The sequence below is a fragment of the Pseudomonas sp. PS01301 genome (assembly GCF_029960215.1).
Taxonomy (GTDB): Bacteria; Pseudomonadota; Gammaproteobacteria; order Pseudomonadales; family Pseudomonadaceae; genus Aquipseudomonas; species Aquipseudomonas coleopterorum.
On record NZ_JASCPM010000035.1, the window covers coordinates 1 to 21,369 of the forward strand.

General features: G+C 61.8%; 21 protein-coding genes. 4 read left to right on the top strand and 17 right to left on the bottom strand.

The genetic code is table 11. The features are described from left to right. Positions 1-121 precede the first annotated feature (121 nt). The 3 genes from yjiA to QMX89_RS16830 form a co-directional block, all read right to left on the bottom strand. Positions 122-1,081 carry a GTPase gene (gene yjiA / locus QMX89_RS16820; RefSeq protein ID WP_236690514.1) on the bottom strand — a complete coding sequence of 320 codons (960 nt, stop codon included), beginning with the start codon at positions 1,079-1,081 and terminating at the stop codon, positions 122-124. A gap of 146 nt (positions 1,082-1,227) precedes the next feature. Beyond that, a complete protein-coding gene (locus tag QMX89_RS16825; protein WP_043192786.1) occupies positions 1,228-1,425 on the bottom strand; it encodes a YbdD/YjiX family protein in 198 nt (65 codons plus the stop codon). Positions 1,426-1,443: 18 nt separating this feature from the next. After that, the gene (locus QMX89_RS16830) at positions 1,444-3,510 is read right to left on the bottom strand and encodes a carbon starvation CstA family protein (RefSeq protein ID WP_056844070.1); all 2,067 of its coding nucleotides are present in this window, start codon (positions 3,508-3,510) and stop codon (positions 1,444-1,446) included. Between the two features lie 173 nt (positions 3,511-3,683). On the opposite strand from QMX89_RS16830, the gene QMX89_RS16835 reads away from it, so the two are divergent. Beyond that, positions 3,684-4,145 (top strand): isoprenylcysteine carboxylmethyltransferase family protein, encoded by a 462-nt coding sequence (locus QMX89_RS16835; RefSeq protein ID WP_282349072.1) that lies wholly within the window; start codon positions 3,684-3,686, stop codon positions 4,143-4,145. 40 nt (positions 4,146-4,185) lie between these two features. Continuing rightward, a complete protein-coding gene (locus QMX89_RS16840; protein WP_056844068.1) occupies positions 4,186-4,554 on the top strand; it encodes a PilZ domain-containing protein in 369 nt (122 codons plus the stop codon). Positions 4,555-4,605: 51 nt separating this feature from the next. Here QMX89_RS16840 and QMX89_RS16845 read toward each other — a convergent pair whose 3' ends face one another. From QMX89_RS16845 to radA, 3 genes are all read right to left on the bottom strand, one after another. Further along, the gene (locus QMX89_RS16845) at positions 4,606-5,298 is read right to left on the bottom strand and encodes an HAD-IA family hydrolase (RefSeq protein WP_049860925.1); all 693 of its coding nucleotides are present in this window, start codon (positions 5,296-5,298) and stop codon (positions 4,606-4,608) included. 106 nt (positions 5,299-5,404) lie between these two features. Continuing rightward, positions 5,405-6,640: a M20/M25/M40 family metallo-hydrolase gene (locus QMX89_RS16850; protein WP_282349073.1), complete on the bottom strand. Its 1,236-nt coding sequence runs from the start codon at positions 6,638-6,640 to the stop codon at positions 5,405-5,407. Between the two features lie 151 nt (positions 6,641-6,791). Further along, positions 6,792-8,159 (bottom strand): DNA repair protein RadA, encoded by a 1,368-nt coding sequence (gene radA / locus QMX89_RS16855; protein ID WP_049860923.1) that lies wholly within the window; start codon positions 8,157-8,159, stop codon positions 6,792-6,794. A 211-nt stretch (positions 8,160-8,370) separates the two neighbouring features. Between radA and mscL the strand changes: the two genes are divergently transcribed. Continuing rightward, on the top strand, positions 8,371-8,823 hold the full coding sequence (gene mscL / locus QMX89_RS16860) for a large-conductance mechanosensitive channel protein MscL (RefSeq protein WP_282349074.1): 453 nt from the start codon (positions 8,371-8,373) through the stop codon (positions 8,821-8,823). Positions 8,824-8,977: 154 nt separating this feature from the next. Here mscL and QMX89_RS16865 read toward each other — a convergent pair whose 3' ends face one another. Next, entirely contained in the window at positions 8,978-9,754 is a 777-nt protein-coding gene (locus tag QMX89_RS16865) for a ferredoxin--NADP reductase (RefSeq protein ID WP_282349076.1), read from the bottom strand. 150 nt (positions 9,755-9,904) lie between these two features. Here QMX89_RS16865 and QMX89_RS16870 point away from each other — a divergent pair, with 150 nt between their 5' ends. Beyond that, complete coding sequence (locus QMX89_RS16870; RefSeq protein WP_282349077.1) at positions 9,905-11,029, top strand: class I SAM-dependent methyltransferase; 1,125 nt, start codon at positions 9,905-9,907, stop codon at positions 11,027-11,029. 85 nt (positions 11,030-11,114) lie between these two features. Here the strand turns inward: QMX89_RS16870 and QMX89_RS16875 are convergent, their stop codons facing one another. The 10 genes from QMX89_RS16875 to QMX89_RS16920 form a co-directional block, all read right to left on the bottom strand. Next, the gene (locus tag QMX89_RS16875; RefSeq protein WP_084139847.1) at positions 11,115-11,276 is read right to left on the bottom strand and encodes a DUF2474 domain-containing protein; all 162 of its coding nucleotides are present in this window, start codon (positions 11,274-11,276) and stop codon (positions 11,115-11,117) included. A gap of 52 nt (positions 11,277-11,328) precedes the next feature. Next, on the bottom strand, positions 11,329-12,336 hold the full coding sequence (cydB, locus tag QMX89_RS16880; protein WP_056844062.1) for a cytochrome d ubiquinol oxidase subunit II: 1,008 nt from the start codon (positions 12,334-12,336) through the stop codon (positions 11,329-11,331). Positions 12,337-12,338: 2 nt separating this feature from the next. After that, positions 12,339-13,775, bottom strand: a complete 1,437-nt coding sequence (locus QMX89_RS16885) for a cytochrome ubiquinol oxidase subunit I (RefSeq protein WP_049860918.1) — start codon at positions 13,773-13,775, stop codon at positions 12,339-12,341. A 325-nt stretch (positions 13,776-14,100) separates the two neighbouring features. Further along, positions 14,101-14,733, bottom strand: a complete 633-nt coding sequence (locus QMX89_RS16890) for a C39 family peptidase (RefSeq protein ID WP_282349079.1) — start codon at positions 14,731-14,733, stop codon at positions 14,101-14,103. After that, positions 14,733-15,989, bottom strand: a complete 1,257-nt coding sequence (locus QMX89_RS16895) for a transporter (protein ID WP_282349080.1) — start codon at positions 15,987-15,989, stop codon at positions 14,733-14,735. Before QMX89_RS16895 ends, QMX89_RS16890 begins: the two co-directional genes overlap by 1 nt. A gap of 60 nt (positions 15,990-16,049) precedes the next feature. Continuing rightward, positions 16,050-16,553 carry a hypothetical protein gene (locus QMX89_RS16900; RefSeq protein WP_282349081.1) on the bottom strand — a complete coding sequence of 168 codons (504 nt, stop codon included), beginning with the start codon at positions 16,551-16,553 and terminating at the stop codon, positions 16,050-16,052. Between the two features lie 30 nt (positions 16,554-16,583). Next, the gene (locus tag QMX89_RS16905; protein WP_282349082.1) at positions 16,584-17,174 is read right to left on the bottom strand and encodes a hypothetical protein; all 591 of its coding nucleotides are present in this window, start codon (positions 17,172-17,174) and stop codon (positions 16,584-16,586) included. Positions 17,175-17,612: 438 nt separating this feature from the next. Then, positions 17,613-19,802 carry a xanthine dehydrogenase family protein molybdopterin-binding subunit gene (locus QMX89_RS16910; protein ID WP_282349083.1) on the bottom strand — a complete coding sequence of 730 codons (2,190 nt, stop codon included), beginning with the start codon at positions 19,800-19,802 and terminating at the stop codon, positions 17,613-17,615. Further along, complete coding sequence (locus tag QMX89_RS16915) at positions 19,799-20,788, bottom strand: xanthine dehydrogenase family protein subunit M (protein WP_282349084.1); 990 nt, start codon at positions 20,786-20,788, stop codon at positions 19,799-19,801. The genes QMX89_RS16910 and QMX89_RS16915 overlap by 4 nt, the downstream gene beginning before the upstream one ends. Beyond that, a complete protein-coding gene (locus QMX89_RS16920) occupies positions 20,785-21,303 on the bottom strand; it encodes a (2Fe-2S)-binding protein (protein WP_049860915.1) in 519 nt (172 codons plus the stop codon). Before QMX89_RS16920 ends, QMX89_RS16915 begins: the two co-directional genes overlap by 4 nt. Between the last annotated feature and the right edge of the window lie 66 nt (positions 21,304-21,369).

The window sequence follows — 21,369 nt, forward strand, 5'->3', positions numbered from 1 at the left end:
GTGTCAGATATTTCGCGGGGACCGCCGACGCGGCTTGCGCCGCTGCTACGGGGTTGGGTGATTTTGTAGCAGCGGCGCGAGCCGCGTCCGGCGTTGCCGGGATGTGTTGGGTACGCGGGATTCAGAGCTGGTCGAATCCGGCGCGGATCTTGGCTTCGGGTAGATCATCGGCGATGAAGACCATCACGCTTTCGCGTACCTCCCCCGGGGCCCATTCGGTGTCCCAGTCGAAGCCGTAAAGCTTCAATACGCCCTGGAACACCAGGCGTCGATCTTCCCCCGCGATACTCAACACGCCTTTGTAGCGCAGCAGTTGCTTGCCGTGCTCTTCCAGCAGTTCGTTCATGAAGGTACTGAGGCGGTCGATGTCCAGCGGCTTGTCGGTGCGCAGTACCAGGCTGGCGATGCGGTCCACACTGGGACCCTGATTGACCGGGCGCAGCGCCAGGCCGGCATTGAGATTGAAGCCACGCACATCGAGCAGCTCCGCCAGATCGATTCGACCGTGCTCGACCACACGGATCGGCGCGCGTCGGTTGATGCGGGTCAGGCGCTCGCTCAATTCGTCGAACACCGAAGGCGCGACCAGATCGGTCTTGCTGATCAGCAGGCGGTCTGCAAAACCCACCTGTGCCTGGGCGATGGTCTGAGCCAGATGGATACCCGCGTGAGCGGCATCCACTAACGTCAGGATGCCGTCCAGAATGTAGCGCTCGCGCAGTTCTTCATCGATGAAGAAGGTCTGGGCCACCGGCGCCGGGTCGGCCAGGCCGGTGCATTCGATGACCAGCCGATCGAAGGCGATTTCGCCGCTGTCCAGACGCTCCAGCAGCAGGTACAGCGCCTTGGTCAGGTCGGTGTGAATGGTGCAGCACACGCAGCCGTTGGCCAGGGTCATGGTCTGCACGGGCTCGTCGCCCAACAGCTGGGTGTCGATGCCGGCATCGCTGAATTCGTTCTCGATCACGGCGATCTTCAGGCCGTGTTCGGCCTTGAGCATGTGGCGCAGCAAGGTGGTCTTGCCGGCGCCGAGAAAGCCGCTGAGGATGGTGACGGGAATGGGGGGGGCGGCTTCGGACAAGGTTGTTGGCTCCACAATCATTTAAATGCAAATGGCCTCTTCGCGGCCACTGGCCGCCCCTACAGGGATATTCGATCACGTGTAGGAGCGGCCAGTGGCCGCGAAAGGGCCATCACTCAAGACACATCTCTACGAGATGGCATGCCTCAACAGCACTTGGGCCCACCCTTGCCACCGTATCTGGCCTCCTGGCGTTCGCGGAAGAACGCCTCGTAGTCCATCATCGGCTTGTCCGGGTGCTTGGTCTGCATGTGCTCGACGTAATTGTCGTAGTCCGGCATGCCCACCATCAGACGTGCCGCCTGGCCCAGGTATTTTCCCAACTTGCTCAGGTCATTGAACATGGCGGCAGCCCTCGGTCATCACGCATTGGGGAACGGCTGGAACGGTGCTTCCTTGTCGGTACGTTCCTTCTTGCCCCAGGCGGCGACGCCGACCTTCAAGGCGAAGAACAGGATGCTGAAGACCACCAGCAGGAACAGTACGGTCAGGGTTGCGTTGGTGTAGGCATTGAAGATCACGTGCTGCATCTGCTCCACGCTCTTGGCCGGCGCAAGCACTTGGCCCTGGGCCAGAGCGGCGCTGTACTTGTTGGCCAGGGCCAGGAAGCCGACCGCCGGATTGGCGTCGAACAGCTTGATGAAGCCTGCGGTGGTGGTGCAGATCAGCAGCCAGACGGCCGGCAGCATGGTGACCCAGATGTAGCGCTGGCGCTTCATCTTGATCAGCACGACGGTGGCGAGCATCAGGGCGATACCGGCGAGCATCTGGTTGGAGATGCCGAACAGTGGCCACAAGGTGTTGATGCCGCCCAACGGATCGATCACGCCCTGGTACAGCAACCAGCCCCACAACGCGACGCAGCCGGCAGTGGCGATGACGTTGGCGGTCCAGGACTCGGTGCGCTTGAGCGCCGGGACGAACGAGCCGAGCAGATCCTGAAGCATGAAGCGGCCGGCACGGGTACCCGCGTCCACGGCGGTCAGGATGAACAGCGCTTCGAACAGGATCGCGAAGTGGTACCAGAAGGCCATGGTGTTTTCACCCGGCAGCACCGAATGCAGGATCTGCGCGATACCCACGGCCAACGTCGGCGCACCACCGGCGCGCGCCAGGATGGTGGTTTCGCCGATGTCATGGGCAACCGCCTGCAGCGCTTCCGGCGTGATGGCGAAGCCCCAGCTGCTAACCGCCGTGGCCACTGCGACCACATCGGTACCGACCACTGCGGCCGGGCTGTTCATGGCGAAGTACACGCCTGGCTCGATCACCGAAGCGGCGACCATGGCCATGATCGCCACGAACGACTCCATCAACATGCCGCCGTAGCCGATGTAGCGGGCGTTGGTTTCGTTGTCCAGCAGCTTGGGCGTGGTGCCCGAGGAGATCAGCGCGTGGAAGCCGGACACCGCGCCACAGGCGATGGTGATGAACAGGAACGGGAACAGACCGCCCTTCCATACCGGGCCGGTGCCGTCGGTGAACTGGGTCAGCGCGGGCATCTTCAGTTCCGGCATGGTCACCAGAATGCCGATGGCCAGGGCGATGATGGTGCCGATCTTGAGGAAGGTGGAGAGGTAATCACGCGGAGCCAGGATCAGCCACACGGGCAGCACGGCGGCAACGAAGCCATAGCCGATCAGCATCCAGACGATCTGCACACCGGTGAAGGTGAAGGCCTTGGCCCAGACCGGATCGGCGGCCACCTGACCACCCAGCCAGATCGAGAGCAGCAGCAGGAGCACGCCGATGATGGAGATTTCACCGATGCGGCCCGGGCGGATGTAGCGCATGTACACGCCCATGAACATCGCGATGGGAATGGTGGCCATGACCGTGAAGATGCCCCACGGACTTTCGGCGAGCGCCTTGACCACGATCAATGCCAGCACGGCGAGGATGATGATCATGATCAGGAAGCAACCGAACAGGGCGATGGTGCCGGGGATTCGGCCCATTTCCTCGCGCACCATGTCGCCCAGCGAGCGGCCGTTGCGGCGGGTGGACAGGAACAGCACCATGAAGTCCTGCACGGCACCGGCCAGCACCACGCCAGCGATCAGCCACAGCGTGCCGGGCAGATAGCCCATCTGCGCGGCGAGTACCGGGCCGACCAAGGGTCCGGCGCCGGCGATGGCGGCGAAGTGGTGACCGAAGAGGATGTGCTTGTTGGTCGGTACGTAGTCCAGACCGTCGTTGTTGAGCACCGCGGGCGTGGCGCGGCGCGGGTCGAGCTGCATGACGTGGTTGGCGATGAACAGGCTGTAGTAGCGGTAGGCGACCAGGTAGATGGCCACGGCCGCGACGACGATCCATAAAGCGTTGATTGCTTCACCGCGGCGAAGCGCAACGACGCCCAGGGCACAGGCACCAATGATCGCCACGATCAGCCACGGAACGTGGCGGAACGCACTGCTATTGTTTTTCATATTATTGTTTCCAGCTCAGTGGATGAGTGTCAGCCTTATCGAGTCTAGCGATTTTTTGTCCGAAGGCCATCCCCACGTTGGTCTAGAGCGGCGCGGCGCATGACGCGATGATGGCCCGGAACACCAGGCGCCCGTGCCGGTCGCACTAAAGGTGTCCCTTGCGAGTCCGCCCCATGCCCAAGCCACCCGCACGCGCCGCCCTGCCCCCGCCACTGCTGTATCTGGCGTTCATCGCCGTGGCCATGGCGCTGAGCTATGCACTGCCCATTGCGCTGCCGGTCAACAGCTGGACCGCAGCGACCGCGGCGGCCTTGATCATCCTTGGTCAGGGTCTGTCGTTCTGGGCCATGCTGCGTTTCAAGCGTCAGCACACCGCGACCAGCAACTTCGATGCGCCTCAGGAACTACAGCGCGACGGACCGTTCGCGCTGTCGCGCAACCCGATCAACCTGGGCGATACCCTGGCCTATGTCGCGCTATCGCTGCTGATGGGCAGCCTGTGGCCATGGTTATTGCTGCCGGTGCTGCTGTATCTGATGAACTGGCTGGTGATCCGGCCCGACGAAATCCAGCTCGAAGCGCTGTTTGGCGACGCTTATCGCCAATATTGTCGACGGGTTCGCCGCTGGCTCTGAGCCACTGCGCTATAGTCCAGCAAAACTCGAGGACCCGATCATGACGCAACCCCATACCGAACGCCGTCGCTTCAAGCGCATCGCCTTCGATGCCAAGACCGAACTGCGCCAAGGCACCGAGCGCTGGCCGGTGAAGCTGCTCGACCTGTCATTGAAGGGGCTGTTGATCGAAAAGCCGTCGCCCTGGCTGGGCGATGCCGACAAGCCCTTCAATGTGGATGTGAAACTGGGGCCACAGGAAGATGTGGTGATGGAGGTCAAGCTGGCCCATGACGACCATGGGCAGCTGGGGTTCGTGTGCACCCATATTGGCCTGGATTCGATCAGCCATTTGCGTCGGTTGATCGAACTCAATCTGGGCGACCCCGAGGAGCTGGAGCGCGAGCTGGGGGCTTTGTTGGAGGTTTGAGGTCGCCGGCGAGGCCTTCGCGGCCGATGACCGCTCCTACGGCGAGTATTGCTACACCAGGTGAGCCGGCAGCCCCCATTGGGCGGGGTCGAAGCCCAGCAGGCTTTGCAGTCGATCGTCGGCGTGGTGGTAGCGCTCCGGGGCCATGGCGGCATCGGGGACGGCGATGGCGAACATGCCGGCGGCCTTGGCGGCGGTGACGCCGAAGGGTGAGTCCTCGAACACCAGGCAGTCCTTGGGCTCCACGCCCAGGCGCTTGGCCGCTACCAGAAAGATATCCGGCGCCGGCTTGGCCGCGCCCACTTCCGGGTCATCGGCGGTGACGATGGTGTCGAACAGCGCGAACCACTCTTCATGCAACGTGGTTTTCATCGCGAAATGCCCACGGGACGAACTGGTGCCCACAGCGATCGGAATATTGTGTGCCTTCAAGTGCCGCACCAGTGCCTCGGCGCCGGCCATGGCCTGCGCGTGGGGAAAGCGCTCAGCCATCAGCGGTGCGCGCGCTTCCATGAATTCGGCGGGCGTCAGGGGCAGGCCCAGGGTTTCGACGATATAGGTCGACAGGTCGTTGGCGCCCAGGCCAATGGTGTTCTGCTTGATGCTCCAGTCGAAGACCTTGCCGTACCGCTCGGCAATCATCTGCGTGACCTCGGTGTAGATGCCCTCGGTGTTCAGAAGCAGGCCATCCATATCGAAGATGACGGCCTTGACGGGGCCCATGCCCGTTACTGCAGTGTTCATAGGGCGTGCTCCGTGGTCGTTGAGAAGGCCCCAGAGTACGGGTGCGGTCGGGGGTTGAGCAAGTCGCAGCGCCGACACCTTCACCAGGCCCCAGCGCTGCGGTAGCTCACGGCGCCGACAGGGTGCGAATCATCGACAACGTCAGGTACAGCCGCGGCGCAATGCTGCTCAGCTCGATGTATTCGTCATCGGCGTGCAAGCCCGCGCCCACCACGCCCATGGTTTCCAGTACCGCAGGCTTGTCGCTGCCTGGCACATAGGCGTAGCCGGCGTCGGTGCCGAAGCGCATGGCGATCGGTTCGATGGACTTGTCGATCGCCGCGTAGGCCTTCTGCGCGACCCCGGCCAACTGCTCGGAGCCGCTGTTCTTGGCCAGGGGCGGCCGGCCTTTTTCCAGACGCAGGCTGACCTGGGTGTCGTCGATCAGTTGCTTGCGGATCAGCCGCTGGCCTTGCGCAAGCACGCGGTCGGTTTCCTCGATGTCCGAGTAGCGCATGTCGGCCTCGGCCGTCGCGATGGCGGGGATGATGTTGCGCTTCTCACCCGCCTTGGCCATGGTCCAGTTCACCGTGGTGCCCTTGTCGGGATCACCCAGGTCCTTGAGCTGGACCAGCTGGTGGGCCAGTTCGGTGAGCGCATTGCGCCCGTCTTCGGGCGCGGAGCCGGCGTGGGACGAACGCCCCTTGACCTCCAGGAACAGCCCGTTGATGCCGTTGGTGGCGGTGGTCACTGCATCCTTGTTCGGTGGTTCGTAGGAAAAGACGTAGTCGTGTTGAGCGGCCAGTTCGGCGATGATTTTTTTCGAGCCGGCCGAGCCCATTTCTTCGTCCGGGTTGAACAGCACGGTGAGCGTGCCGTAGCCGTCGAAGCCCTGAGCCTTGAGCAGTTTCAGCGCGTGCAGGATCATCGCCACCCCGCCCTTGGCATCGGCCACACCTGGGCCATAGGCCCGCTCCTGGTCGGTGCGAAAGGGGCGCTTGGCCGCAGTGCCGGGGCCGAACACGGTGTCGTAGTGGACCATGAGCAGGAAATTCTTGCTGCCGGTGCCCTTGAAGGTGCCGACGATGTTGTCGCCTACCGACGGCGTGGCCGGGGTGGTCTGGACCGTGGCGCCCAGTTCCTTGAGACGCTTGACCAGCAGTGCGCTGATCGTCGCCAGGCCTTTTTCCTGGCCGGTACCGGTGTCGACCGAAACCAGCTCCTTGACCGTTTCCAGGTAGCTAGGTTGTTCGGCCTGGGCTTGTTTGTAGAGGTCGGCGGCGGGAAGCTCGACGGCGTGGGTCGACAGGGAGAACAGGCAGGCTGCAGCGATTGCGGTGATGCGTGAGGGTCGAACAGGCATGGGTCGGAAGCCTCGGGCAGGAGCGGTTTTTGTAGGCAGGATTGGCCTCTTCGCGGGCAGAGACCCGCTCCCACAATGGAACAGCGGGAGCGTCTGCGCCGATAGGGCAAGTCCTGACACCCAACAACCTTAGCCTACTGCGGTGATCGTGCTACTCGAACAAAGCATCCAGCGCCTGCTCGAGGCGGGTCACGGCGATGATCTGCAGGCCCGGTGGGGCCTCCTTGGGGGCGTTGGCCTTGGGCACGATGGCGCGCTTGAAGCCGTGCTTGGCCGCTTCCTTGAGCCGCTCCTGACCACTGGGGACCGGACGCACCTCGCCGGACAGACCCACCTCGCCGAACACCAGCAGGTCGTGGGGCAGCGGGCGGTTGCGCAGGCTGGACATGATCGCCGCAAGCAGCGCCAGGTCGGAGGCGGTTTCCAGCACTTTCACGCCGCCGACCACGTTGAGGAACACGTCCTGGTCGTGGGTGGGAATGCCGCCGTGCCGATGCAGCACCGCCAGCAGCATGGCCAGACGGTTCTGGTCCAGGCCCAGGGTGACTCGCCGTGGGTTGGACAGATGGCTGTCGTCGACCAGGGCCTGCACTTCCACCAGCATCGGCCGAGTGCCTTCCCACGTAGCCATGACCACACTGCCGGGGACTTCTTCCTGGGCTCGGGTCAGAAAGATCGCTGACGGGTTGGAGACTTCCTTGAGGCCCTTGTCGGTCATGCCGAACACGCCCAGTTCGTTGACCGCACCGAAGCGGTTCTTCACGGCGCGCAGCAAGCGCAGGCGGCCATCGGATTCGCCTTCGAAGTAGAGCACGGTGTCGACCATGTGCTCGAGCACGCGAGGGCCCGCCAGGGCGCCTTCCTTGGTCACGTGGCCGACCAGGAAGATGGCCGTGCCGCTCTGCTTGGCGTAGCGCACCAGCAGCGCCGCGCTTTCACGCACCTGGGACACACCGCCGGGCGCGGACTGCAGGTTTTCGGTGAAGATGGTCTGGATCGAGTCGATCACCATGACCTTGGGCTGTTCGACCTTGGCGGTGGCGATGATGGTTTCGATGCAGGTCTCGGTCATCACCTTGAGCTTGTCCTGGGGCAACCCCAGGCGCCGCGCACGCATGGCGACCTGTTGCTGCGACTCTTCGCCGGTGACGTACAGCGCAGGCATGCGCGTGGCGATGTTGCACAGCGTCTGCAGGAGGATGGTCGACTTGCCGATGCCCGGATCGCCGCCGATCAGCACCACCGAGCCATCGACCAGACCGCCGCCGAGCACACGGTCCAGTTCGGCCGAGGCGGTCGAGAAGCGCGGGATCTCCTCGATGCTGACTTCGGCCAGGGTCTTGAGCTGGGCCTGCTGCCCTGCCCAGCCGGTGCGGCCGCTGGGCGGTGCGGCGGCGCCGCTTTCGATGACCGTCTCCACCAGGGTGTTCCAGGCACCGCATTCGCCGCATTGGCCGGCCCATTTGGGGAACGTGGCACCGCACTCGGTGCAGCCGTACATGCGCTTAGCCTTGGCCATGAAAATTCCTGTTCGAAAAGTGCGTTCATGATAATCGAGCGCGCTGTAATAGTGGGTAAATCAAGCCCTTGCAGCGCGGAAAAGCGGCTAGTCTGTACTTTGACAAAACTTCTCGGGCGCAGCTGTGTCCCTTGCAGCAGGCGTGGAAAATGAAGCAATACGCTGACTTGGACTGCGTTGACCAACCTCATCTGTAATAAGGAATAACCTCATGAGCGTGCTAAGTGAATTCAAGGCCTTTGCGGTCAAGGGCAATGTAGTCGACATGGCCGTTGGTATCATCATCGGTGCAGCCTTCGGCAAGATCGTTTCATCCTTCGTGGGCGATGTGATCATGCCGCCGCTCGGGCTGCTGATTGGTGGCGTGGACTTCAGCGACCTCGCCATCACGCTGCGTGCGGCGGTCGGTGATGCGCCGGCGGTGGTATTGGCCTATGGCAAATTCATCCAGACAGTCGTCGACTTCATCATCGTGGCATTTGCCATCTTCATGGGGGTGAAGGCCATCAACCGCCTGCGCCATCAGGAAGAGAAGAAACCTGCGGCGCCTGCTGCACCTTCCAAGGAAGAAGTGCTGCTGGGTGAAATCCGTGACCTGCTCAAAGAGCAGAATGGCAAGGGCACCGTGGTCACCACTGCACCGACGACTGGTCCGCAGATCTGATACCGCGTCAAGCTTTCGCGGCCGATGACTGCTCCTACAGAAGGGCTACACTGGCTCTGTAGGAGCGGTCTGTGGCCGCGAAGGGCCAATGCGGTGAGTCAGGTAAACCTCGGTGAGGCTTTCGCGGCCATAGACCGCTCCTACGGGATGACTGCTACCAGTAGTTCTCGACGGCAACCTGGCCGGGGCGCCGGCTCAGGCTGAGGCTCATGTCACGGCCCTTGAGCAGTTGGCGGGTGTCGTCGATCATCTGGGGGTTGCCGCAGATCATCACCCGTGAATGCTCCGGCACCAGTTCCAACCCTGCAGCTTTTTCCAGCTCGCCATTCTGAATGAGATCGGTGATACGGCCGTGCAACGTGCCCGGCACCTGCTCCCGGGTCACGATCGGGATGAACTGTAGCTTGCCGGCAAACTCGGCCAGGTAGTCCCGCTGTTCCAGGCCAGCGATCAACTCTCGGTACGCCAACTCCTGACCTTCCCGCGCGCTGTATACGAGCTTGATGTGCTCGAATTTTTCCCACACGGGAAAGTCCTGCAGGATCGACACGAAAGGGGCCACGCCGGTGCCGGTCGCCAGCATCCACAAGTCACGGCCGTCGACGAAGCGATCCAGGGTCAGATAACCCGTTGCCAGCTTTTCCACCAGCAGCTCGTCTCCTGGGCGCAACCGGCTCAGTTCACTGGTGAACTCGCCGCCCGGCACGACGATGGAGAAGAATTCGAGAAACTCATCGAAGGGCGAGGACGCCATCGAATAGGCGCGCCACACCACGCTGCCATCGGCCTTGGTCACCCCCAGGCGGGCGAACTGGCCGGCGACGAAGCGGAAACCGGCGTCGCGGGTGGTGCGCAGGGTGAACAGGCTGGGGGTCAGCGGCTGGACCTCGAGGATGGTCTGGCGGGTGAATTTTTCTGCGCTGGCAGTCATGGGGCGCTCCGGGGCTCAAGTGCTGGTATTTTCCCGCAAACCGCTGCAGATAAACACCGTTGGTTTGTGTGGCCACCGGGGGGCGCGCCTGTAGGAACTGCATGCGATCGGGTAGAATCGCGCCTTTATTGCCGCTTCGTGCCTTCTGCCATGCCTGTACTGACTTCGCCCTTCGCTGAGCTCGACCTGATCCGCCAGCCCGATCAACCCAACGAGCCGTTGCAGGCGTTCGATGCGGCAGACGAGTACCTGCTGGCGCACATGGCCGAGCACCCCCTGCCCGCTCAGGCACGCGTGCTGATTCTCAACAACAGCTTCGGCGCGCTGGCCATCAGCCTGCAAGGCCCGGTGCAGGTGGTCAGCAGTGGCGATTCATTCCTCGGCGCATTGGGGCTGGAGAAGAACCTGACCCGCAATGGCCTGCCATTCGACAGCATCGAATTCATCCCCGCGAGCGCGCCGGTGCAGGGTCCGTTCGACCGCGTGCTGGTGCGTGTACCCAAGACCCTGGCCTTGCTCGAAGAACAGCTGATCCGCCTGCACGGCCACCTGGCGCCCGGTGCCGAGGTGGTCGCTGCCGGCATGGTCAAGCACCTACCCCACGCCGCAGGTGACTTGCTGGAGAAATACATCGGCACGATGCGACCGTCACTGGCGGTCAAGAAGGCTCGGCTGTTGATCGCCACTGACGAAGGCAAGCCCGCGCCGGCATCGCCCTACCCGACCTGCTATCAGCTGGACGACCCCAGGCTGACGCTGCTCAACCACGCCAACGTGTTCTGCCGCGAAGGGCTGGACATCGGCACCCGCGCGTTCCTCCCACACCTGCCGCGCAACCTCGGCGCAGCGCGGGTCGCCGACCTGGGCTGCGGCAACGGCGTACTGGCCATCGCCAGCGCCCTGGCCAATCCGCAGGCTCACTACACGCTGGTAGACGAGTCGTTCATGGCCGTGCAATCGGCGCAGGAGAACTGGCAGGCGGCCCTGGGCGCGCGTCAGGTCGAGGTGCGCACCGGTGATGGCCTTGCCGGCCAGGCGCCGCAGTCGCTGGACGTGGTGCTGTGCAATCCGCCGTTCCACCAGCAGCAAGTGGTGGGTGACTTCCTCGCCTGGCGCATGTTCCAGCAGGCACGCGAGGCGCTAGTCACCGGCGGCGACCTGTACATCGTCGGCAATCGCCACCTGGGTTATCACAGCAAGCTGGCCAGGCTATTCCGCGGCGTCGAACAGGTGGCTGCCACGCCCAAGTTCGTGGTGCTACGCGCGCGCAAGTGAGCGCAACGGTGCGTTTGAAGAGCAAAAAAAAGCCCTCGCAAGGAGGGCTGTAAAAAAAGCACTGCCAGAGCAGCACTGATGGGATTCAGTGGGATTTCATCCCGGCCGCCGTCATGAACAGGCGGATCAACATGGCAAACACGCCCAGCGCGACGACGCTGCCGGCATAGATCACCACCAGCCAGCCCAAGCGCTTCCACAAGGGCTTTTTCTCTTCGCTGTGCGTAACGATCGGTTTCTCGCTCATGCTTCTACTCCTGCCCGACCCAGGCCTTGCAGCCTGGGCAGCGGCGGTTGGACTAGTGGTAGCCGTCTTCGTGGGTGACCTTGCCGCGGAACACGTAGTAGCTCCAGAAGGTGTACACCAGGATGATCGGAATGATGAACAGCGTGCCCACCAGGATGAAGCCCTGGCTCTGTGGCGGCGACGACGCGTCCCAGATCGAGATCGACGGTGGGATGATGTTCGGCCACAGGCTGATGCCCAGCCCGCTGTAACCCAGGAACACCAGCAGCAGGGTCAGCAGGAACGGCGTGTAGTGCGCGTTGCGCTTCACCGAGCGCAGCAACCCGACCACTGTGGCCAGTACCAGGATCGGCACCGGCAGGAAGTAGAACAGGTTCGGCGTGCTGAACCAGCGCGTGGCGATGTCGCCATGGGCCAGAGGCGTCCAGATGCTGACGATACCGGTGACGATCAACAGCCCGTAGGTCAGTGGCGGTGCCAGCTTGTGCATGGCCTGCTGCAGGCTGCCTTCGGTCTTCATGATCAGCCAGGTGCAGCCGAGCAAGGCGTAGGCCACGATCAGCGCCAGGCCACAGAACAGACTGAACGGCGTCAGCCAGTCCAGGCCGCCCCCGGCGTAGTTGCGGCCGACCACGGGAATGCCGTCGATGTACGCGCCCAAAGCCACGCCCTGGAAGAAGGTCGCTGTCAGCGAGCCGCCGATGAACGCCTTGTCCCACACGTGGCGCTTGGCTGCGGTCGCCTTGAAGCGGAACTCGAACGCCACGCCGCGGAAGATCAAACCCATCAGCATCAGAATCAGCGGCAGGTACAGGGCCGACAGCACCACCGAGTAGGCCAGCGGGAACGCGCCGAACAGCGCCGCACCGCCCAGTACCAGCCAGGTTTCGTTGCCGTCCCAGACCGGTGCCACGGTGTTCATCATGACGTCGCGGTCGCCTTCATCCTTCATGAAGGGAAACAGGATGCCGATGCCCAGGTCGAAACCGTCCATGATCACGTACATCATGATGCCGAAGATGATGATCACGGCCCAGATGAATGGAAGATCGATACCCATGCTTAGTGCCCCTTGCTCAAGGTGTCGGTTTGGCCTTCTTCCGTGCCTTCATGGGCTGCGGACAGAGGACGTGCAGGGGTGCGCTGGGTACCAGGACCGCCGGTGTTGATTGTTTCTTCGTGTGCCTTCGGACCCTTGCGCACCAGGCGCATCATGTAGCCCAGGCCCACGCCGAACAGCGAGAAGTACACCACGACGAACATCACCAGGGTGATGCTCATCTGCGTGACGCTGTGGTTTGAGGAAGCATCGGCGGTGCGCATCAGGCCGTAGACCACCCACGGCTGACGGCCGATCTCGGTGGTGAACCAGCCCGCCAGCAGGGCGATCAGGCCCGATGGCCCCATCCACAAGGTCAGGTAGAGAAATGGACGGCAGGTGAACAGCGCGTCTTTCTTGCGCAGCCACACGCTCCACAGACCGACGAAGATCATCAGCATGCCCAGGCCGGCCATGACCCGGAACGACCAGAAGACGATGGTCGAATTGGGCCGGTCTTCCTTGGGAAAGGATTTGAGCGCCGGCACCTGCTTGTCCAGGCTGTGGGTCAGGATCAGGCTGCCCAGGTAGGGAATCTCGACCGCGAAGCGGGTTTTCTCCGCTTCCATGTCGGGCCAGCCGAAGAGGATCAGCGGGGTGGCTTCGTCACCCTTGTTTTCCCAGTGGCCTTCGATCGCGGCGATCTTGGCGGGCTGGTGCTCCAGGGTGTTCAGGCCATGCATGTCGCCGACGAAGGCCTGCACCGGGGCGACGATCAACGCCATCCACATGGCCATGGAGAACATCCGGCGGATGGCCGGTGTGTTGCGCCCGCGAAGCAGGTGCCAGGCGGCCGAGGCGCCGACGAAGAACGCCGTGGCAACGAAGGCGGCGATGGACATGTGCGCCAGGCGGAACGGGAACGAGGGGTTGAAGATCACTGCGAACCAGTCGACCGGAATCACTCGACCGTCGATGATCTCGTGGCCCTGAGGGGTCTGCATCCAGCTGTTGGACGCCAGGATCCAGAACGTCGAGATCAACGTGCCGATCGCAACCATCACTGTCGAGAAGAAGTGCAGGCCGCGGCCCACGCGGTTCCAGCCGAACAGCATGACGCCCAGGAAGCCCGCTTCCAGGAAGAACGCAGTCAGTACTTCGTAGGTGAGCAACGGGCCGGTAACGGCGCCGGCGAAGTCGGAGAAGCGACTCCAGTTGGTACCGAACTGGTACGCCATGACCAGGCCGGAGACCACGCCCATGCCGAAGTTGACTGCGAATATCTTCGACCAGAAGTGATACAGGTCGCGGTAGGTGTCGTCACGGGTTTTCAGCCACATGCCTTCGAGCACGGCCAGGTAGCTGGCCAGACCGATGGTAATGGCAGGAAACAGAATGTGGAACGAGACCGTAAACGCAAACTGCATTCGGGCGAGATCGATTGCCTCTAAACCGAACATGGGGCTTCCTCTATCAGGTGAACCGGCGCGGGCGGGCGGCCCATGCCAGCGGCCCCTGCGAGGGAAGCGCGGTCTGATGACTTCGTTCTGCTTGGTTCCACGACGCAGGGATTGTGGCCGTTTGGCCGCCATGCCGCGCCGGACGAGGCGTTGACATGGATCAAGATACCGTCAAAGAGTAGCCCCGTTTGCGCGATCGGGCTGTGTGGTTTAGTGCCGCACGACCGGATGTCGCACCCGGTTTACTTTCGTCTGGTATGGGGATTTATCGCGGTATCTGTTCTGTTGATGCTTCGCAGATAGGGATGCTCCCCCGTCGTACCCGTCACTGCACAGGACTGCGCTGAAGCGTCCGCACGGTCTCCCGCTCAGGAGCAATCAGGCTATGCGCCGGCACCTTCAATCCATGCTCCCATGGCAAGCCGAAGTGGTCACGGCCCAGCACCAGTGTTTCGCCCTGCCACTGCTCATACAGTTCAAACAGCGGCATACGAATGTGCCCTCGCGCAGGGTCTGCCAGCAATGCACTGCCCCGGCCTATGCCTTTGAGCACCACGAAATGATTGAGTGAGCGTTGCCTGAGCAGAATGATCACCGGACCTTTCAGCGAAGCCAATGCCTGACGGGGCAAAATCACACCTTCGGCCTGGTAACCCAAACGCTGAGCAGTGGTTTTGAGGTCAAGCAGAGAAAATCCTTGAGCGGCTCGCTCCACTGCCTGCTCCCGAGACAGCCTGCCAACCATGTCAGCGAGTACATCCTGCTCGTGCAGCGTTTCGCCAAAATACAGGTTGAGCAGAATGGTCAATGCCGCGGCCCCGCATGAATAATCCAGCGTCTGGCGCTCTATGCGTTCCATGCGCAATTCGGAAAGTGGCCGGGGTGCCTGAAACGGCGAAGCACTCGCCACAGTGGCCAATCCAAGGACGGAGACCAGACCCAACTCGGAATAACGCATCAATTGAACTTGCGCTTGAGGTTCAATGACATGGAAGCCGGTCCCGCGTCGTCATTGAGGCCCAGCATGACTTGAGGAGAAATTACCCAGTCCTCGTGCAGTCTATAGGACACATTGAAGGCGAGATCTGCGGGATCAATGTCAGTGCCTTTGATGGTTCGTCCACCTGCTCTCAGATTGGCGGTATAGCTATAAGAAAATCGAGCGCCTATGGACAACTTCTCATTGAGTGCAAAGCCTGCGCCCAGGTAACTCCGCAACGCCCAACCTGGCTTTACGGTGTAGCCATCGATGGTGTTCTGGAAAAAGTGTTGATAGCTGAGCCCGCCGAACAGAATGGCCGGATCGGTGCGGCGCACCCAGGCAATGCCGGGCGCTAAGCTCCAGTGTCCTGAGCCGTTGTTCAACGGATCCTTCCATCGGTTGGCTGCATCGTTGTAACGTTTGCGGCCGGTGGGTGCACCGATGTCGAACGTAAACGAAAGCGCCGGATAGGCGGCGGTTTCGTCGAGCCACTGGTACTGAATTCCCATGCCTATGTCCGCCAGGTCCCATGCGCTGGTAGTGCTCACATACTCATTTGAGGAGACATCTTCGACGCTCGTATAAGAGAACGGCACTGTCAGATGCGCTTCGAGCCGGTCAAAAAGCCCTGCACGGAGCGTGGGTTCGAACTGCAGCACACGTGCGCTGTAGGAAGATTTCTGAAAATAACCAACGTCGAACAGATTGTGTTGCCGGCGGCTTTGCTTGTATACCAGGCCCATGTCGAGTTCATACTCGCCTGGCCCGAGCAAAACCGTGGAGCCCACCAGAAAATCCAGCGGCGGCGGGTCGGCACGCTCTCCGTATTCGATGTGGTCACGCCCTACTGCTGCTTCACGCTGTTCAATGAAGTTTCGCTGCAGTACAGCGATGTCGGCCAGCTTCAATTCGACCTCACCGAAAATTTCGGATGAAAGTCGCGTGACCCGGGCGCTTTCACTCACCAAGTGTCCTGAGGCTCGATCGCCGTTCTTGAACTGCACTTCATAAGGGAGATCGGTTTGCAGTGACCCGATATCGGCAGTTCGGATGGTCAAGCCCATCGCGTAGGGAGTGCTGAAAACGCAGACATCCCCTTCGTAGCTGATTAACCTGCCAGACAGGCTGTCACCATTCTTCAGGTGCACCGTATCGGCTAACGTACCAGTAGTGATGGACAACAGGATGCTGGCACTCGCGAACAGACGCGCGAGTGGAAACAAGATAGCCATGGGCGTCCTTGCGATGGGTAGCAGAATGAGCGCAGCCCCAAGCCGGGCTGCGCTTTCGGGTCACCAGCGGAACGTGGAGACCGGCCGCGACCATTGACTGGCACGGAAGCCATAGTTCTTCGGTACCTTGGTGTTGCGATCAAGGGCCTGATAGTGATGCTCGATTTCGCGGGCATAGGCACGATTCCAGGCGTTCATACGGCTCGTGGAATCAGCGAGCCATACATCGCCAGCAACCAGCTCCTGTGTTCCCCCATCTCGATACCATTTGTTTTCATGCGGGGAATAACTGAACCCCTGATATTGATAGGCGCGATAATCAGATTGACTGCCGCGCTTCTTCCAAGTGACCTGATGGGTCTTGATCCCTTGAGTAACGCTTGGCCGGGCCTGACCATTGATACGGGCCGTACCTTTTATTTGCGCCATCTGTCCATCGTCGAGTGCAGGCACATACATGCCCGTGCTGCGCACTGCTTCAAGTATGGGAACCGCAGCATAGTTGCTACCCGAACACGCGAGCAATACCGCACCCATTGAAATAGCTTTCCATTGCATGGACATCTTTTGTACTCCTTGATAAAAGCTGAGAACTCAGACCTCTGATGATTCAACATCGGTCATGTAAAAGCCTATTTCCTTGATAAGTTGCATCAAACGTGAATCCGCACGTATGACGTCGTTCATGTCTTGATGCAGGAGAGCTTCCAATCCAGGCGTGGTATTCATGACCACATACTCGTCCAGAGCATCGAGCCCCCATAAACCATGAGCTTCCAGCACTGCTTGTTGTTTGACCTGCAGGCGCTCACTGAACTCTTTCATCTGGTCGTCTGTCGCATTGGGTGTGAGACGGGTCTCGAAAGTTTGCGAACCCACGACCTCGACAATGACGTTGGCAAAACCCATCATCCATTTGGGCACCTGACTCGTTGCCAACTCAGCGCGGCTTATTCCACATTCACCCAACTCTTGCCCCTGCGCCCGCACCCGCTCGATTTCTCTTTGTCTTTCGGCCATGCCCGTGGCCGCTGGAGAAAGGGTGACGCTGTCGTGCCTGAGGAGTGCGGTATTCGACACGCCCATCAATGTCTGATGAAAGTTACCCGTATCTTCAGGCGCTGACTTCAATCCTTGAGCTGGCGGTTTTGCAATTGAAATAGAGTCGATCTTCGATACATTCACCAAATGCCTCCTGGCAATTAATATTCATTGCGGACGCTGGAAAAATACGGCATTGGCATCGCGTATTTGATCGTGGCGCGGCGGTACTTTAGCCGGATTGGCCCGCTCACAGTCAAGCAAAGCTTCCAACCCATTGATTAGAAATTGTTACAGCACAGGATAAGTTCTTGGGATTATTCGGAAAGTTCTGTAGGAACATTTTGATAACGACTGCGACAATAACAGTACGCACATCGACATCATCTGCACAACTTATGGCGAACAGACGAGTCACTAAGAAAGAAAGATACAAGGGATGTATGGCCTTACCATTTGCAGGAGTTCAAGGGCGATTCAGCCTGGTAGGCATTGACGTCCATTGCCCAGACTTCCTGAAAGCGTCTTGATAGAAGCCGCAGGCATGCACCATCTCCATGCCTGCGCTCGGACCCGTAGGTCTTACATCACCTTGTCCAAAGTAATGGGGAACTCGCGGACACGCTTGCCGGTGGCGTGGTAGATGGCGTTGGCCACGGCGGCCGCGACACCGACGATGCCGATCTCGCCGACGCCCTTGGAACCCAGCGCGTTGACGATGTCGTCGGGCTCATCGACGAAGATCACGTCAATGTCGTTGATGTCGGCATTCACCGGAATGTGGTACTCGGCCAGGCTATGGTTCATGAAGCGGCCCAGGTTATGGTCGGTCTGGGTTTCTTCCTGCAGGGCCATGCCCAGGCCCCAGACCACGCCGCCGAGGATCTGGCTGCGGGCCATCTTCGGGTTCACCACACGACCGGCGGCCACGGCACTCACCACGCGAGTGACGCGGATGGTGCCCAGGTCTTCGTCCACTTCCACTTCGACGAACACCGCCGAATGCGTGGCCGTGGCGTAGCCTTCACGCTTCTTGTCCGGCTCGGCATCGACCTGGGCTTCGAAGGTGTCCATGCCGTCGATGCCGCTCAGGTTCTGCAGCGACACGTGATGGCCCGGGCAGCGCAGCTCGCCGTCCTCGATGAACACCTGTGCAGGGTCGGCATCGGCAAACGCCGGATGCACCTGGCTGGCGGCGTGGATCAGCTTGGCCTTGAGCGCTTCACAGGCCTGCTGCACGGCGGTTCCCACCGACGACACGGTGAACGAGCCACCTTGCAGTGGCGCGGTGGGCAACGACGAGTCGCCCAGTTTGAACTCCACGTCCTGCGCGGCAACGCCGGCCGCTGCCGCAGCGATCTGGGTCATCACCGTGTAGGTGCCGGTGCCGATGTCGGTGGTCGCGCTGCTGACCACCAGCTTGCCTTGCTTGTCGATTTTGGCCTTGGCGCTGGCCGGCATCTGCATGGCCTCCCAGACCCCACCGGCCATGCCCATGCCAACCAACTGGTTGTCACGGCGCATGCTGCGCGGCTCGACCGTGCGCTGGCTCCAGCCGAAACGTTCGGCGCCCTGCTGGTAGCAGGCCTTGAGTTCCTTGCTGGAATACGGCTTGTCTTCGTTCTGGTTGGTGTCGGAGAAATTGACCAGGCGCAGTTGCACGGGGTCAATCTTGGCCGCCACGGCCAGCTCGTCCATCGCGCATTCCAGGCCGATCATTCCCAGGGCTGCGCCGGGAGCGCGCATGTCCAGGGGCGTGAACACGTCCAAGGGCACCAGGTTGTAGGTCAGCTTGACGTTGTCGCAGTGGTAGAGCATGCCGCTCCACTCCACGACATGCTCGGAAAAGTCTTCGAAACGCGAGGTCTGACCGGTCGCGGTGTGGCCGACTGCCTGCAGCTTGCCGTCGGCGTTGCAGGCCAGTTGCAGCTGCTGCACGGTGCGCGGACGGTAGCCGAAGGTGAACATCTGCTGGCGGGTCAGGGTCACGCGTACCGAGCGCTTGAGGTGCAGGGCGGCCATCACGGCCAGCGGCAGCTGGTACTGCGGACGCAGGCCGGAGCCGAAGGCGCCGCCGACGAAAGCAGCCATGACGCGGATCTTGTCCTTGTCCAGGCCGAACACGTTGGACAGATAGGTCTGGCAGTTCTGCGTGCTCTGGGTCTTGTCGTGGATCACCAGGCTGCCGTCGGCCTGATACAGCGCGGTGCTGGCATGGGGCTCCATCGGGTTGTGGTGCTCGACCGGCGTGTCGTAGGTGGCGTCGACGGTGATCGGGGCGGCAGCGTATTGCCCGGCAAAATCGCCGCGCGGTTCGGGCAGTTCAGCCGGCGCCGGCTTGGCGGCGGATAGTTGTGCGCGCAGGTCGGTCTGGTGAGGTTCCTGAGCGTATTCGATCCGCACCAGAGCGCCTGCATGGCGCGCCAGTTCCAGGTTTTCCGCGACGACCAGCGCCAGCGGCTGGCCGCTGTAGAGCACGTTGTCATTGTACAGCGGGCGAAACGGCGAGCCGTCGGCGGCATCGTCGTCTTCGTATTTTTCGTCGTAGCTGGCCAGCTTCGGGCGGTTGGTGTGGTCGATCACAGCCACCACGCCCGGCAGCGCCAGGGCCTTCGACGCATCGATGGACAGCACGCGGCCGTTGGCGATGGTGCTGGAGACCACGCTGCCGAACAGCAGGCCATCTTCGGGAAACTCGCCAGCGTAGCGCGCCTGGCCGGTTACCTTGAGCAGACCGTCGACGCGGTCCATGGGTTTGCCAAGTGTGCTCATCGCTGCATCTCCCCTTTGGCGGCATCGCTCAGGGCACGGACTATCGCGCGGCGGGCCAGCTTGATCTTGAAGGTGTTGTGTTGCAGACCGCGAGCGTCCTGCAACAGGGCGTCGGCAGCTTTGCCGAAGGTCTCGGCGGTGGCGGGCTGGCCGATCAGCAGGCGCTCCACCGCTTGATCGCGCCACGGCTTGTGGGCGACACCGCCCAGCGCCAGGCGGGCGTCGCGAATGGTCTCGCCGTCCAGCTCCAGCGCTGCGGCAACCGACACCAGGGCGAAGGCATAGGAAGCGCGGTCGCGGATTTTCAGGTACTGGCTGTGGGCCGTGAAACCAGCGGCGGGCAGTTCTACCGCCGTGATCAGTTCGTCATCGGCCAACTGGTTGTCACGCTCGGGCGCGTCGTCCGGCAGGCGATGGAAGTCGGCGAATTCGATGGTGCGCGCGCCGTTCGGACCCTGGACATGGACCACGGCAGCCAACGCTGCCAGGGCTACACACATGTCCGAAGGATGGGTGGCGACACACTGCTCGCTGGCGCCCAGAATGGCGTGGATGCGATTCAAGCCGTCCTTGGCCGGGCAACCGGTGCCGGGCTCGCGTTTGTTGCACGGCATTTTCGAATCGTAGAAGTAGTAGCAGCGCGTGCGCTGCAGCAGGTTGCCGCCGGTGCTGGCCATGTTGCGCAGCTGCGGTGAAGCACCGGCCAGGATCGCCTGGCTGAGCAACGGATAACGCTGCTCGATCAACGGGTGCCAGGCCAGGTCGGCATTGCTGACCAGGGCGCCGATGCGCACGCCGCCGTCGGCGGTTTCCTCGACTTCGCGCAGGGGCAGCCCGGTAATATCGATGAGCTGCTCGGGCTGCATGACGTTTTCTTTCATCAGGTCGAGCAGGTTGGTGCCACCGGCGATGAAGCGCGAGCGTGGACCGGCCAGGCGTACAGCTTCATCGACACCGGCAGGCTTGGCGTAGGTAAACGGATTCATGAGCGCTCCCCTCCCTGCACTTCGACCACTTCTTCGATGGCCGCGCGGATGTTGCTGTAGGCGCCGCAACGGCACAGGTTGCCGCTCATCAATTCCTTGATGTCGGCGCTGGAGTCGGCGCGGCCTTCGTTGATCAGGCCAACGGCCGAGCAGATCTGTCCCGGCGTGCAGTAGCCGCACTGGAAGGCATCGTGCTTGATGAACGCGGCCTGGACCGGATGCAGTTGATCACCCTGCGCCAGGCCTTCGATGGTGGTCAGCTCGGCGCCGTCGCACATCACGGCCAGGGTCAGGCAGGCGTTGACCCGCTTGCCATTGAGCAGCACGGTGCAGGCGCCGCACTGACCGTGGTCGCAGCCTTTTTTGCTGCCGACCAGGTCGAGCTGTTCGCGCAGCAGATCCAGCAGGGTGGTCCAGGGCAATACATCGAGCTGGCGCGACTGGCCATTGAGTTGCAGGGAAATGCTGTGGCTGGCGTACGGCTGCGCGCCAGCGCTGGAAGAAAGGGTGCTCATCGGGTCGACCTCACGGTGGTTCAGCTTGCGTGCGCGGCATTTTTCATGTCGCGTCGTTTGCAGGTA